Genomic DNA, 14,501 nt, shown 5'->3' with positions numbered 1-14,501 from the left:
ATTACACTCCCATGCGGTTAATGATCGTATCGAGCATTTCATTCACTGTCGAAATAAACCGGGCCGCGGCGGCGTATCCATGCTGGTACTTGATCATCTGAGACAGCTCTTCATCAATATTAACGCCGCTTATGGAGTCCCGCATATCCTTAAGCTGCTTCATAATGAGATTCTGGGTTTCCAGGGCTCGGTCGCTCTGCTCTCCCATAAGGCCGACCCGGGCAACCGCATCGGCAAAATAGTCATCGAAGGTGCCGAGCTTTCCTACCATCACGTCTGAATTCCTGATCGATGCTATGGCAAGGGCAGCCTCCCCATTACCGGGATTTGCGGGCTTTCCATTTTCGCCGTATCCGGAAGCGATGGAAGCGGGTTCTTTGACCAACGCAGGGTTTACTTCGATCCAGCCCGAAGGATGGGCAATCGGGGCGACCGCATAGTCAGCAGCAGTTCCCTGCAATTGTAATGCACTGTCAGCCTGGTCCCAGCGGAAGGCCCCCTCGGGGCCCCGGTTCTGGAGGAGCCCCGCATAGCCTTCGAGGAAACGGCCTGAGTCTTCCACATGCCGAATAACAAAATCCGGATTTGCCGGATCTGCGGCGGGGGTTCCTTTCAGCGTAAGCCGCCCTTCCCGGTCCAGCCGTGCCACCACTTCAGCACCGGAATTATTGATCCGGCGGACCACATCGGCCACCGTGTCGGTCGCATAATAGGGAACCTGAACAAGACCGCTCTGGCCGGAAAGGCTTAAAGTACCTTCAAGACCAATCTGGGCCCGGCTGTCCAGTTTATTCTGGCCGGTCATCCGGAAAATGTAGGTAGCGTCATAGACCCCATCGCCGTTGCGGTCATAGTTACCCGCCACATTGGTAACAAAGGGGTGCTCGGTAAAGAAATCGAGTCCGGTTTTACCGTTGGTACCATACCCCGGGCGATGGGCTTCGTTAACCAGATCGATAAAATTCATGGTCATTGAGTCCAGGCTTTGGATTTCGTTTCTCAGGGTAACATCCCGCATTTCGATAAGGGCCTTGAGGCTGCCGCTTGCAAAATGGGCTTCTTCACCGGATTCCTTCCAGACCACATGGGAAAAGCCTTCCGTATCAATCCCAGAGACTAGATCGAACTGCCGGCCGATCCGCCCCTGAACCAGCACATTGCCAGCGGTATGGATGATAAACTCATCCGGATCCCGGTAATCGGTGGTGATATCGATAATTGAGGAAAGCTTTTCTACCAGGAGGTCCCGCCGGTCATAGAGGTCGTTGGGATTATCTCCCTGGGCTTTTATTTTCTGAATTTGTTCATTCAAGCCGGCAATTTGGCGGGACAATTCATTGACCCGCTTTACCGTACCCTGGATATCTTCCTCGGCCATGTTTTGCAGGCTTGTAAGCCCCTTGTATCGTTCTTTTATGCTGTCGATAAGGGTCTTTCCCCGTTCTATGACCGCCTTTCTTGGCGCTGAATCCGCCGGATGCAGGGAAAGTTCCTGCCAGGCATCCCAGAAGGCGTCCATCCGCCCCCGGATTGAAACATCTGCAGGCTCATTATAGAGCCGTTCCAGTTGCAGAACATATTTGTCCCGGGTATCCCAATAGCCCTCACCACTTCCCTGAGCAATGATCCGTTTATCAAGAAGCTCATCCCGGACCCGTTGTATCCGTTCAACCACCGTTCCCTGACCAATCTGGCCGGGAGTTTCTTCCCGGTTTAAGCCGGGAAGATAGATCGGCTCAAAGGGAGAAAATTCAACCCGCTGACGGGAATAGCCTTCAGTGGAAGCATTTGACAGGTTATGGCCAATGGTAGTCATGCCGGTTTGATGGGCAACCATGGAACGTTTTCCAATTTCTACTCCCGTAAAGGTTGACTGCATGGGTGACTCCTCTCAATGTCAATTAAAAACTGCGGTCTAAAACGATACTGCGCATCTCCGCATGAATTTCCCTGCCATGGCGGGAATAGAGCTTTCCCTTCCGGTCGGGGAAAGCAGCCTGTAAAAATTCTGAAATGACTGCCCGGTTTGTTGCGATATAGTGCTGTAGTGTATCATTGGAGAGCCGAATCTTAAGGACATCAAGCTTAAGACGACGGTACAGGTCGGTCATTTGCCGGCGATTCTCTGGATCGAGCCGGGTAGCCAGCACGTAAAACCCTGGTTTTTCTTGGTCAAACCCCAGTGCTTGACTTAATTCGATAAACAACTGGGAACGATCCTTTTCAAGGGCATCAAATTCTTTATTATATTCATCAAGCCTTTTAAAGAGGGCATCTATATCGGTCCAATCCCGTGAACATACAGCCTGACTTACTACATCCTGAGCGAATGCGAGACGTTCAAGAAGGGCAATTTCTTTCTGCAGCAAAGCAATACATTCATAAACTTTTGTATCCGTGTAGGTCACATCGAGGGTTTTCATATAAAGCCTCCACCTTTAATTGTCTATCGGCAGAATGAAGGCGCAGGTTAATCAAATTATTGAAAAGCCCGGACGATCGCTGCGATGCCCGCTTACCCATGGACGATCGCTGCGATGCCCGCTTACCCATGGACGATCTCTGTGATGCCGGCTTATCCATGGTCAACCACCTCGATGACGGCTTGCCCATGGACGATCTTTGTGATGTCCGTTTTTACCGTCTTTCTGTGGATAGTGCATTAAATTTTAAAAAAAATATTGATAAAACATCTTGACGAAATACTCATTTATTGGCATAGTAGGCCCCGTCAGTTCGACGGTGGATGTAGCTCAGTTGGTAGAGCGCCAGACTGTGGATCTGGGTGTCGCGGGTTCGAGCCCCGTCATCCACCCATCCGATTCTCGGATCCGGCGCTCTGACAATACATGCGTTCGTAGCTCAGCTGGATAGAGCGACGGACTTCGAATCCGTAGGCCGGGGGTTCGAATCCCTCCGGACGCAGGAGTGTTCTATCACTCATGACGAACGCAATTATGCAGGTATGGTTTTTGGGCCGCTAGCTCAGCTGGCAGAGCAGCAGACTCTTAATCTGCGGGTCGAAGGTTCGAACCCTTCGCGGCTCATGATTTTTGCGGGAATAGCTCAGTGGTAGAGCGCCACCTTGCCAAGGTGGATGTCGCGGGTCCGACTCCCGTTTCCCGCTTTTAAGGACTATCCAAAGGATGGTCCTTTTTTATAGCTTCTGACAGCTTCCGTGCAGATGCTTTGCTGGACAGGAAGTCTGCAATTTCACCAATAGGTAGTTGAAAAATTTGCGGCCTCTTGACATAGGCTGACCTTTTCGTTATTATTTTAACGATCTGTGGTGCCTTTCAGATGCATCGCTGGAGACCGCTGTGTTGGGACGCGAGAGTGGTGAAATTGGTAGACACGCTAGACTTAGGATCTAGTGCCTCCGGCGTAAGGGTTCAAATCCCTTCTCTCGCATGCTGAATCTGTGGAGCAGGCACAGAAGGCCCAGGAGCAACTGTTATGCGGGAATAGCTCAGTGGTAGAGCGCCACCTTGCCAAGGTGGATGTCGCGGGTCCGACTCCCGTTTCCCGCTCTTAACGGAAGGCGATCCGGAACATACGCTGCGGCGAAGCGAATGTTTCGAATCGCCTTTTTTATTACTACGTCAAATTATCCTGATTATGGATTATCTGGCGCAATATCCCACACAAAGAGGAAATACCGTGGTAGTATCCAAAGAAATCACCAGAAAAGAACATTCTCAAGTTCAACTTACCGCAACCGTTGCTAATGCGGATGTACGCAAAGAATACGACGATCTCGTTGCCTATTATGCAAAGAATATCCAGTTACCCGGCTTCCGGAAGGGCAAGGCTCCCAAAGATATCGTTGAACGAAAACTCGGTGAAGGGCTCAAAGCGGATGCTCTCGGCCGTATCCTCGAAAAAGCGCTGCATGAGCTCTTCGACGCAGAAGATTTTCCTGCCCAGGATAAACCTATTGCCTATGCACAGCCTGAACTCGTAGAAGAACCGGTTCTCGATTTACAGAAGGATCTTACCTTTACCGTCAAATACGATGTATTCCCCACGGTTACCGTTGGTTCCTGGAAGGGTATTGAAATCGAAAGCCCTGTAGTCGAAGTAACCGATGATGACGTAAAGCGGGAACTGGAACAGCTTCAGGAACGGAATGCCATCGTGATCGATAAGAGCGAGGGCGCTGTGGTTGCTAAGAACGATGTGGTAACCATCAACTATGCTGAGCTTGATGAAAATAAAGAAGTCATCAAGGGAAGCGAACGGCAGGACTTTGTATTTACCGTAGGTTCGGGAGCTAATATTTATAAGATTGATGATGATATCATCGGTATGAAAAAAGGTGAAACAAAGGTTATAACCAAAACCTTCCCTGCAGACTTTGAATACCCCGAACTTGCCGGGAAAACCAAGACCATTTCGGTTACCGTCACTGCCATAAAGGAAAAGAAACTTCCCGATCTGGATGATGACTTTGCCCAGGACGTGAATGAAAAATACAAGACCCTGGCGGAGCTCAAGGCGGACCTTAAAAAGAATCTGGAAAAAACCCTTGAACAGCGGCTAAGAGAACTCAAGGTCAATGATATCCTGGAGAAGGTTCTTACCACCACCCAGATTGACCTTCCCGAATCCATGATCCGGCTAGAACTGGAAAGCCGGTGGCGCAATTTGGCCCGCCGCTTTAACTCCAGCGAAGATCAGCTCCTTTCTATCATTCAGTCCATGGGTAAGAGCTATGAAGATATGCTTGCTGAATGGCGGCCCGATGTAGAAAAGGCACTTAAAAGCCGGCTCATTGTGGATACCCTCATTAAGGACCTGGGCATCACCGCCACCGATGAGGAACTGGAAGCAGAAATGCAGTCCATGGCAGAGGGCATGAATACCTCTATCGATGAGGTTAAGAAGTATTACGAACAGGATCAGATGAAGGAATACCTCAGGGAAGATATAAAAGAGCGAAAACTCTTTGACACCCTCATCGCAGAGGCAAAGGTGAAAAAGGGAAAGAAGCAGAAATATCTGGACCTGATGGGAAATAATAGGTAAATTATACCCATGAATGAACAGATGAATAATTTGGTACCGATCGTCGTAGAACAGACCGGCATTGGTGAACGATCCTATGATATTTATTCCCGGTTGCTCAAGGATAGAATTATCTTTTTGGATGGTGAAATTAACGATGTCACCGCCGATCTGGTAGTTGCCCAGATGCTCTTCCTTGAAGGCCAGGATCCTGAAAAGGATATTAGTCTGTACATAAATTCACCGGGTGGTTCCGTTACTGCGGGGCTGGCGATTTATGATACCATGCAGTACATTAAATGCGCTGTCCAGACCATCTGTCTCGGACAGGCTGCAAGCATGGCCGCCCTCATTCTCGCAGCGGGAACTGCGGGGAAACGTTTTGCCCTCCCCTCTTCCCGAATCCTCATTCACCAGCCCTGGGGTGGTGCCCAAGGGCAGGCAAAGGATATTGGTATACAGGCTAAAGAAATTGGTCGACTAAAAAAACTGACCATCGAATACTTTGCAAAACATACCGGTAAAACTGAAGCGCAGATAGCCCAGGATATGGAACGGGATTTCTTCATGTCTGCCCAGGATGCGGTTGCTTACGGCGTAGCAGACAAAATTCTGACGAGGGAGAAACATGGCACGGCTTCGTAATGGCTCTGGAATACACGAACGATCCTGCTCTTTCTGCGGTAAGAGTGCTGACATGGCCCGGCGTCTTATTGCCGGTCCGAACGATATCTATATCTGCGACGAATGTGTCGAGGTCTGTCAGAAAATTCTTGCAGAAGAAGATCATGACCTTTCAACCCAGTTTACCGGGGATATCCCTACACCAAGGGAAATTAAGGACTACCTGGACCAGTTTATTATTGGTCAGGATGCGGCCAAAAAGGCCCTTTCTGTGGCGGTGTATAATCATTATAAGCGAATAGCGAACCCTGCAAAAACACCGGATGACGTTGAAATAGAAAAATCCAATGTGCTCCTTATTGGACCGACCGGTACCGGTAAAACACTCCTGGCAAAGACCCTGGCGCGGAAGCTCAAGGTTCCCTTTGCTATTGCGGATGCCACCACCCTCACTGAGGCTGGATATGTCGGTGAGGACGTAGAAAACATCCTCCTCAAACTGATTCAGAATGCGGGGGGAAACATTGCAGCCGCAGAGCGGGGCATCGTCTATATTGATGAAATTGATAAGATTGCCCGGAAAGGCGAGAATGTTTCGATAACCCGGGATGTATCCGGTGAGGGTGTCCAACAGGCCCTGCTTAAAATCATCGAAGGGACCATTGCTTCCGTACCTCCTCAGGGTGGGCGAAAACATCCAAATCAGGAAATGATCCGCATCGACACCACCAATATTCTCTTTATCTGCGGGGGAGCCTTTGTCGGGTTGGACAAATTCATTGAACAGCGAATATCCCAGCATCCACTGGGCTTTGGCGCTGATGTACGGGAACGGAAAGATAAGAACCTGCAAGAACTCTACAGTAATTTGCATCCCGATGATTTAATCCGCTTCGGTATGATTCCCGAATTTATCGGACGGCTCCCCATTACAGTCACCCTGGATGACCTTAAGAAAGAGGATCTAAAACGAATTATTACCGAACCTCGGAATGCTATCCTGAAACAATATCAGGCATCCCTTGCCATCGATGATGTAGAGCTGGTTTTCACCGAAGAAGCTATCGATGCTATCGCCGACACTGCGATCAAACAGAAAACCGGAGCCCGGGGACTGCGTGCTATTGTAGAACGGATGATGACCGATATCATGTTTGAAATACCTTCTCTTGAGGGGAAAAAACGGGTAGTGGTCACTAAGGATGTGGTTCTGAAATCAGAACGTCCTGAAATAATACCTCTTCAGAAAAGCGCATGAGTCTCCTTTCTGCATTCAAAAGCAGGAATTCCAAGGATGAACTCCCTCTCATGCCGGTGAGGGAGTTCGTTGTCTTTCCCCATACCATGATCCCCCTCTTTATTACCTATCCTGCCGGGATTAAAGCCCTGGAAGAGGCTCTGAAGCGGGATCAGCGGCTTTTTGCAGCTTGTCGCAAAGATACTACAAACGATGAAGATACCTATCCGACTGGGACAGTTGCTCATATCGTTCAACAGTTAAAACTACCCGATGGCTCTTATCGGGTAGTTTTACATGGTGAATATCGGGGACGAATCGGGACTAGTTCATTACTGGACCAGGTGCGCCTTGTCACCGTACAACCAATTCAGGGAATCCCGGTTTTAGAAGGGGAATCGGCAGAGATCGAAGCACTTATGCGGGCAGTACAGCGCTCATTTAATCAATTCGCTGAACTGTCTAAAAAGATAAGCACCGAAGTGCTTGCTGCGGTTGAGCGGGCAGAAAATGCGGAGAAACTCTGCAATGTGGCGGCCAATGCCTTACCCATCAAAATAGAAAAGAAACTTGAGCTACTTGAAATCGATGACAGCAAAAAACGGCTCCAGACTCTCCTTGAACATCTGGAACTGGAAAATGAAATCATTGCGCTACAGCGGAAAATTACCGGTAAGGTAAAAAGCCGCATGGAAAAGACCCAACGTGAATATATCCTGAATGAACAACTTAAAGAAATAAATAAAGAACTGGGCCGTGACACGGGGGAAGATGAATTTACCGAAATCGAAAAAGCCCTTGAAGCAAAAAATCCCCCAGAAGAAGTGCTATCTAAAGCTAAGAAGGAGCTTAATCGCCTAAAAAAACTCCAAAGTCTTTCTCCTGAAGCGGGAGTGCTGCGAACGTACCTGGAATGGATCATCGACCTTCCTTGGAATGAAGCTACCACTGACTCAACGGATCTTGCCCTGGCAGAGGAAATTCTGAACCGGGACCACTATGATATGAAAAAGCCCAAGGAACGGATTATTGAATATTTGGCAGTCCGTCAGCTTACAAGCCAGATTAAGGGGCCTATTCTTTGTTTTGTAGGTCCCCCTGGTACGGGTAAAACGAGTCTTGGGAAATCAGTGGCCCGAGCCCTGGGAAGGAATTTTGTCCGTATTTCCCTCGGTGGTGTCCGGGATGAGGCTGAAATTCGCGGACACCGAAAAACCTATGTAGGAGCCTTACCAGGAAAAATCATTCAATCCATGCGCAGAGCTAAATCTATAAATCCAGTTTTTTTGCTTGATGAGATTGATAAACTATCAAGCGATTTTCGAGGGGACCCTGCATCGGCCTTGCTGGAAGTACTCGACCCGGAACAAAATTCAACCTTTACCGACCACTATTTGGAAGTACCCTATGATCTTTCGAAGGTACTTTTCATCGCCACCGCTAACTCGCTCCATACGATTCCTCACCCTTTACTCGACCGCATGGAGGTCATCGACATTCCTGGATACGGTGAGGGAGAAAAACTGCAGATTGCAAAAAGATTCTTAATACCCAAACAGCTCGAAGAGCATGGACTTGCTCAGGCTTCGGTTAAATTTCAGGATGAGGCAATTCGAGATATCATTCGGTATCGAACCATGGAATCGGGGGTTCGGGGCCTTGAACGGGAAATTGCCCATTGTATCAGAAAGCTGGCTAAGTCTGCGGTTGAACAGGGATACGGAAAAGAAAAGGCGATTGGGGATTTTAAAAAAACAATCCGGCTTACGACTTTGGATACCCTTCTTGGAAAAAGGAAATACAAACACGATGTGGTATACAAGGAACAACGGATTGGGGTCTGCTACGGTCTTGCCTGGACTGAAACGGGAGGCACCATACTACCCATAGAAACGGTTACCTTTGAAGGTTCGGGAGAGCTCATTATGACCGGTAATTTGGGTGATGTAATGAAGGAAAGTGCCCGGACAGCCCTCTCCTACCTGAGAAGTATCAGTCCCAAAATAACCCTGGCAATTGAAGATATCGGGAAAACCGACTTTCATATTCATGTCCCTGAAGGGGCGATTCCAAAGGATGGGCCTTCAGCAGGTATTACCCTTGCAGTTTCTCTCCTTTCTACCCTTAGTCAGCGACCGGTGAAAGGCGGGTTTGCCATGACCGGTGAGTTAACCCTGACCGGCAGGGTGCTTCCCATTGGCGGTCTAAAGGAAAAACTCTTGGCGGCTATCCGGAACGGCTTAACCGATGTCATTATTCCAAAAGGAAATATGGACGATCTTGAAGAACTGGATCGGGATATTCGGGAAGCCCTGATCATTCATAGCATTGAACAGGCAACAGAGGCTTTTGAGCTCCTTTTTGAGCCATCAATCTTTACCTGAGCTCGGTGATAGATCACCCGCTCACTTCGCCCTTATATAGTCTTACCTGCGGTTTCCATTATAACCTTAAAGGTTTGTTCCGCACAGCGCTCCCAGGAAAAGAGCTGGGCCCGCTCGAGACCACGCTGGCGGCATTCCTTATACACCTCCCGGTTGGTTGCCAGGGTCACCATTCGATCGGCCATATCTTCCGCTGAGTTCGGATCAAAATACAGGGCCGCATGTTCTGCAGTTTCTGGTAAGGATGCTGATCGGGCACAGGCTACCGGCACACCACAGGCCATAGCTTCCAGAACTCCCATACCAAACCCTTCATATTTTGAAGGAAAGACTACCATCTCAGACCCTGCATAGAGTTCCGGCAAATTTTTCAGCGGAAAATGTCCAGTGAAGAAAATATCATTTTTATATTTTGAACGGGCTGCCGCTTTTTTTACCTTATCAGCATGTTTTGAATCAGATCCTGCCAGTACCAAACGGTGAGGATACTTGGTTCGTTCTTTAAAGATTGCGAAGGCTTCGATCAGCTTGATATGATTTTTAACAGGATAATCAATACGGGATACATAGAGAATATAGGGACGGCGAAAACTAAAGGGTTGTATGAGAATAACACTTTCTTCATTTCGCGGTCGGGGATAAAAAGCTGAAAGATCAATCCCATTAGGAATAACTTCGATTCTGGATGCTTTAACTTGAGCAACTTCGACCAATTCTTGTTTTACCCATTCGCTAACCGCAATAATTCGGTCCAAATTTCGTAAGGAATCGGGGAATACAAGCCGCAGTACCGCTCCTAGATGCTCCCTGCTTCGCCAGGGCCCACGATAGGCCGCCATATCATGAACAGTTCCTACGGTAGGACAAGGAGAATGGTATGGTAATACTCGATGAGCAGCGGGAAAAAACGTAACCCCATAATTCCTAGACTTTGCAAAATCCGGGTATTTAAAAATATGCCAAAGGGAACTGGCAGTTCTGCTTGTTTTAAATGACTGGGAAATAAATTCCAGATCTTCAGCTACATCGGTATAAGCATATTTATCAAATTCCCAGCCAAAGAGCTCCATTCCAGCTAGAGATCGGGGCATCCGACGCAACAATTGAGTAAGATATACCCCAACTCCAGATTTCCCCCCATCGCAGGCAAAGGTATCTATTCCAATCTTCATGGATCAACTCCTTGGTAACAAACATAACTTTGATGCAAAGATCAACTTATTTATAGTCTTGAGACCTTTAAAATCAGGATTTTTTAGAAAACCCCGTCATCTAGCCAATGTGTCAAAAGGTTGTTTCCAAACTGGCTTAGATGTTCTTTTTTTTCACACACCTCTTGCTACGCAACAGATAGCGTGATAAAATAATCATATCGCATATAAAACACTATATATAGCGCCCTTACAAGGCTTATTTTTATAGTCTTTTTATCAGGAGTAGTATAGCATGAGATGCCCCCATTGTGGCAACTTCGATGACAAAGTAATAGAATCCCGAACTCTTGCCAACGGCGAAGCAATCCGGCGCCGCAGAGAATGTAATGGATGTGGCTATCGTTTTACAAGCTATGAACGGATTGAAGATAAGCAATTCATGGTTATTAAGCGGGATGGACGGCGGGAACCCTTTGACAGAACAAAAATCGAACGGGGAGTTCAGCGAGCTCTGGAAAAACGGCCCGTTTCTCAAATGACCATAGAAAATATTGTTAATGAAATTGAAGATGCGGTGGTCATTGCCGGTAAGGCAAATCATGAAATTCCAACCACCGAAATTGGAGAACTGGTACTCGAAAAACTTGGGGCAATCGATAAGGTAGCTTATATCCGCTTTGCCTCGGTATACCGCCATTTCAAAGATCTGGAAGAATTTGTTCAGGAAATACAAAAGTTGGGAGGGAATAAATGATTAAGCAGGTGGTAAAACGGTCTGGTCATATCGAAGCCTATGACAGGCTCAAAATTGAAGCCGCCGTTGGTAAGGCCTTTAAGGCGGTTGGAGTTCCAGAAATGGATAAGAATGGAACCAATAAGGTGCAAGCTATTGTCAATCGGGTGGAAGAACTATTGACCCGGATGATGCAGCAGCGGCACCCTAATTCCATTCCAGCTATAGAAGAAATACAGGACCTGGTAGAAACCGCACTCATAGAATCCCAGGAAGTCCCGGTAGCTAAAGCCTATATTTTGTACCGGTCCCGCCATGAGGCAATCCGGGACACCCAAAAGCTCATGCTTGATATTGACGCCACCATGGATGGCTACCTTAATCAGTCAGATTGGCGGGTAAACGAGAATGCTAATGTTAATTACTCCCTGGGAGGACTTATCCTGCATAATTCAGGAACTATTACCGCCAATTATTGGCTGAAGAATATCTATTCTGAAGCAGTAGCTGAAGCTCACCGAAATGCAGATTTTCATATTCATGACCTATCCATGTTTTCCGGTTACTGTGCCGGCTGGTCCTTGAGACAGCTTATCCAGGAAGGCCTGGGCGGCGTTCCCGACAAAATCACTTCCAAACCAGCCCGGCACCTGAGTACCCTGATGCAGCAGGCGGTCAATTTTCTAGGCTGCCTGCAAAATGAATGGGCCGGCGCCCAGGCCTTCAGCTCCTTCGATACCTATATAGCCCCCTTTGTAAAGGCAGACAAGTTGACTGATAAAGAACTGAAACAATGCCTGCAAAGCTTTATCTTTGGTGTTAATACCCCGAGCCGCTGGGGGAGTCAGGCGCCTTTTACCAACATCACCCTGGATTGGTCCGTACCACAGGACTTGCGGGATAAACCTGCTATTGTGGGCGGCAAAGAACAGAACTTTACCTACGGCGACTGCCAACAAGAGATGGACCGGGTTAACCGGATATTCATTGAATTGATGTTAGAAGGCGATGCAGAAGGTAGGGGCTTTCAATACCCTATTCCCACGTACAATATTACCGCTGATTTTAACTGGGAAAGTGACAACGCAAAACTACTTTTTGAAATGACCAGCCGATATGGAACACCCTATTTTCAAAACTTTGTCAATTCCGATTTGAATCCCAGCGATGTCCGTTCAATGTGCTGCCGTTTACAGCTGGATAAGCGAGAACTGCGAAAACGGGGGGGTGGCCTTTTCGGATCCGATGAGCTTACCGGATCCATAGGGGTGGTAACCATCAACCTACCCCGGATTGGCTACCTTGCCAAGGATGAAGATGATTTTTACCGACGCTTGGGCCGCCTGATGGACCTGGCCAAGGAAAGCCTTATAACTAAACGTAAGGTTGTTAATCGACTGCTTGACGCGGGGTTATTCCCCTACACCAAGCGGTATCTTAAAACATTGAATAATCATTTTAATACCATCGGCCTCGTCGGCATGAATGAATGTCTGCAGAACTTTTTCGGTGCTGACTGTACTATTGCGACAGAACGAGGGCAGGCCTTTGCTCTGAAAACCCTGCAGGTTATGCGGAACCGATTGGCAGACTATCAGGAAGAGACCGGAGAACTCTTTAATCTGGAAGCTACCCCTGCAGAATCCACTTCTTATCGGCTTGCAAAACATGATAAAAAACGATACCCCGATATCATTACCGCAGGAACCGATGAACCCTACTACACAAACTCAACCCAGCTGCCGGTTATGTTGACCGATGATATCTTCGATGCCCTGGACCTTCAGGAAAGCCTTCAAACTGCTTATACAGGGGGCACGGTGTTCCATGCATTTCTTGGTGAAGCCATCGAAGACTGGCGTAGCTGCCGGAATCTAGTAAAAGCCATTGCCCATAACTACCGCATCCCCTACTTCACCATTTCCCCCACCTTCTCAGTATGTCCCGTCCACGGGTATCTGGCGGGAGAACACTTTACCTGTCCAATTTGCAAATCTGAACAGGAAGCAGCAATACAGGCACGAATTAGCGCTCTCGAAGCAGAACGCAACGCAATAGTACAAGGAGTTACAAAATGAGGACCCTCGAACAAATTGAAAAGGAATTAGCAGAAGCCCGGGAAGCCCTGAACCAGGTGCAAGGTACCACCACAGAAGTGTACACCCGCATTGTTGGGTATTACCGATCAGTTCGTAATTGGAATAAGGGGAAACGACAAGAATATGCAGAGCGAAAGATGTTCCGCATAGTGGCAGAAGACCTTGATAATCAATACGCTCATGGGACATCTAAAATCTATACTTCCGAAACAAACATATCCCAAAATCCCTTACAAACTTTACCTTTCCATGACCAGAGCAAGCTTTTACTTTTTGTCCGCTCCGCATGCCCGGCCTGTCCCCCAGCAAAGGATGCCGCGCAAAAACTAGGCATTCCTGTAGACTTTGTCGATGCGGACACTGCAGAAGGACTTTCCGCTGCGGCCCGTCACAATGTGCTATCTACCCCTACTGCAATTCTTCTCGACCCATCAGGCAAAGAATTGGCTCGGGCAAGGGATGCTAAGTCTATCCTGGCCTTCGCAAAACAGGGTTCCTCTCAGTTAGATAAGGCTGTATAGGTTCATTAAGCATGGTACTGGCGGGTTTCCAGAAAACAAGTCTCATTGATTACCCAGGGATACTGGCGGCTGTTGTATTTCTTCCCTATTGCAACTTCCGCTGTCCCTGGTGCCATAATGGAAACCTTGTACTACCTGCGTCAGTAGCTGAAGCATCTTTGCTTCCTATACAGATTATTAACGAGCATTTAAAAAAACGTCGTTCTGTTCTGGAAGGGGTTGTTATTACAGGGGGAGAACCAACCCTTACTCGGGAACTTCCGGAAATGATTCAGTACTATAAAATGCTAGGTTACAAGGTAAAGCTTGATACCAATGGGAGTAGGCCTGAAGTTCTGGAATATATTTTTGCCCGGGAGACAACCCGTCCCGATTATATTGCCCTTGACCTGAAACTCGCCCCTCATCGTTATCCAGAAATTGGGGGGAACGAAGAGTCTATTAAAAAAAGCAGCATCATCATACAGGAAAGTGGTATAGCCCATGAATATAGAACTATTGTACTTCCCCAGGGTTATCTTACAGAACAGGATATCAAAATCATCGCCCAACTGGTTGATGAAAAGAGTCCCTGGTATTTCAGCCCTTTTAAACCAGGGACATGCCTAGACAGCACCTGGAATTCCTTTACTGAACCAGCAGTTGAAGAGATTGTGCACCTAACTGAGATAGCTCTAAGCCATGGTAAGACTGCCTATCTCAGGGGTATAAAAAACAAAACCTGCCAGGCAAAGCCTTGACA

At 47.8% G+C, this 14,501-nt stretch carries 12 protein-coding genes and 6 tRNA genes; 15 read left to right on the top strand and 3 right to left on the bottom strand.

What is annotated here, in order from left to right; translation table 11 throughout:
- Position 1: 1 nt before the first annotated feature.
- Together flgK and flgN are read right to left on the bottom strand one after the other, a co-directional pair.
- Positions 2 to 1,879, bottom strand: a complete 1,878-nt coding sequence (flgK, locus tag SPICA_RS05690) for a flagellar hook-associated protein FlgK (RefSeq protein WP_013968572.1) — start codon at positions 1,877 to 1,879, stop codon at positions 2 to 4.
- 22 nt (positions 1,880 to 1,901) lie between these two features.
- Positions 1,902 to 2,423, bottom strand: coding sequence for a flagellar export chaperone FlgN (gene flgN / locus SPICA_RS05685; protein ID WP_013968571.1), 522 nt, complete (start codon positions 2,421 to 2,423; stop codon positions 1,902 to 1,904).
- Positions 2,424 to 2,521: 98 nt separating this feature from the next.
- On the opposite strand from flgN, the gene SPICA_RS05680 reads away from it, so the two are divergent.
- From SPICA_RS05680 to lon, 11 genes are all read left to right on the top strand, one after another.
- Entirely contained in the window at positions 2,522 to 2,698 is a 177-nt protein-coding gene (locus tag SPICA_RS05680; RefSeq protein ID WP_013968570.1) for a hypothetical protein, read from the top strand.
- A 44-nt stretch (positions 2,699 to 2,742) separates the two neighbouring features.
- Positions 2,743 to 2,815 (top strand) — tRNA-His (locus SPICA_RS05675).
- 36 nt (positions 2,816 to 2,851) lie between these two features.
- Positions 2,852 to 2,925: transfer RNA gene (locus tag SPICA_RS05670), tRNA-Arg, on the top strand.
- Between the two features lie 49 nt (positions 2,926 to 2,974).
- A tRNA-Lys gene (locus tag SPICA_RS05665) sits at positions 2,975 to 3,047 on the top strand.
- An 8-nt stretch (positions 3,048 to 3,055) separates the two neighbouring features.
- Positions 3,056 to 3,127 (top strand) — tRNA-Gly (locus SPICA_RS05660).
- 203 nt (positions 3,128 to 3,330) lie between these two features.
- Positions 3,331 to 3,411, top strand: a tRNA-Leu gene (locus SPICA_RS05655).
- Between the two features lie 47 nt (positions 3,412 to 3,458).
- Positions 3,459 to 3,530 (top strand) — tRNA-Gly (locus SPICA_RS05650).
- An 88-nt stretch (positions 3,531 to 3,618) separates the two neighbouring features.
- Positions 3,619 to 5,028 (top strand): trigger factor, encoded by a 1,410-nt coding sequence (gene tig / locus SPICA_RS05645; RefSeq protein WP_013968569.1) that lies wholly within the window; start codon positions 3,619 to 3,621, stop codon positions 5,026 to 5,028.
- A 9-nt stretch (positions 5,029 to 5,037) separates the two neighbouring features.
- On the top strand, positions 5,038 to 5,652 hold the full coding sequence (gene clpP / locus SPICA_RS05640) for an ATP-dependent Clp endopeptidase proteolytic subunit ClpP (protein WP_013968568.1): 615 nt from the start codon (positions 5,038 to 5,040) through the stop codon (positions 5,650 to 5,652).
- Complete coding sequence (gene clpX / locus SPICA_RS05635; RefSeq protein ID WP_013968567.1) at positions 5,636 to 6,889, top strand: ATP-dependent Clp protease ATP-binding subunit ClpX; 1,254 nt, start codon at positions 5,636 to 5,638, stop codon at positions 6,887 to 6,889. Before clpP ends, clpX begins: the two co-directional genes overlap by 17 nt.
- Positions 6,886 to 9,252 (top strand): endopeptidase La, encoded by a 2,367-nt coding sequence (gene lon / locus SPICA_RS05630; protein WP_013968566.1) that lies wholly within the window; start codon positions 6,886 to 6,888, stop codon positions 9,250 to 9,252. Before clpX ends, lon begins: the two co-directional genes overlap by 4 nt.
- Positions 9,253 to 9,284: 32 nt before the next feature.
- On the opposite strand, the gene SPICA_RS05625 is transcribed toward lon, so the two are convergent.
- A complete protein-coding gene (locus tag SPICA_RS05625) occupies positions 9,285 to 10,424 on the bottom strand; it encodes a glycosyltransferase family 4 protein (protein ID WP_013968565.1) in 1,140 nt (379 codons plus the stop codon).
- 274 nt (positions 10,425 to 10,698) lie between these two features.
- Between SPICA_RS05625 and nrdR the strand changes: the two genes are divergently transcribed.
- From nrdR to SPICA_RS05605, 4 genes are read left to right on the top strand one after another with little or no spacing between them, the layout of a single operon-like run.
- On the top strand, positions 10,699 to 11,160 hold the full coding sequence (nrdR, locus tag SPICA_RS05620) for a transcriptional regulator NrdR (protein WP_013968564.1): 462 nt from the start codon (positions 10,699 to 10,701) through the stop codon (positions 11,158 to 11,160).
- Entirely contained in the window at positions 11,157 to 13,217 is a 2,061-nt protein-coding gene (locus SPICA_RS05615) for a ribonucleoside triphosphate reductase (RefSeq protein WP_013968563.1), read from the top strand. The genes nrdR and SPICA_RS05615 overlap by 4 nt, the downstream gene beginning before the upstream one ends.
- A complete protein-coding gene (gene nrdD, locus SPICA_RS05610; RefSeq protein WP_052296346.1) occupies positions 13,214 to 13,759 on the top strand; it encodes an anaerobic ribonucleoside-triphosphate reductase in 546 nt (181 codons plus the stop codon). Before SPICA_RS05615 ends, nrdD begins: the two co-directional genes overlap by 4 nt.
- Before the next feature lie 11 nt (positions 13,760 to 13,770).
- Positions 13,771 to 14,499 carry an anaerobic ribonucleoside-triphosphate reductase activating protein gene (locus tag SPICA_RS05605; protein WP_013968562.1) on the top strand — a complete coding sequence of 243 codons (729 nt, stop codon included), beginning with the start codon at positions 13,771 to 13,773 and terminating at the stop codon, positions 14,497 to 14,499.
- Positions 14,500 to 14,501: the final 2 nt, after the last annotated feature.

Source organism: Gracilinema caldarium DSM 7334 (assembly GCF_000219725.1).
GTDB classification, from domain to species: domain Bacteria; phylum Spirochaetota; class Spirochaetia; order Treponematales; family Breznakiellaceae; genus Gracilinema; species Gracilinema caldarium.
This window is presented reverse-complemented; position numbering and strand designations above follow the sequence as displayed.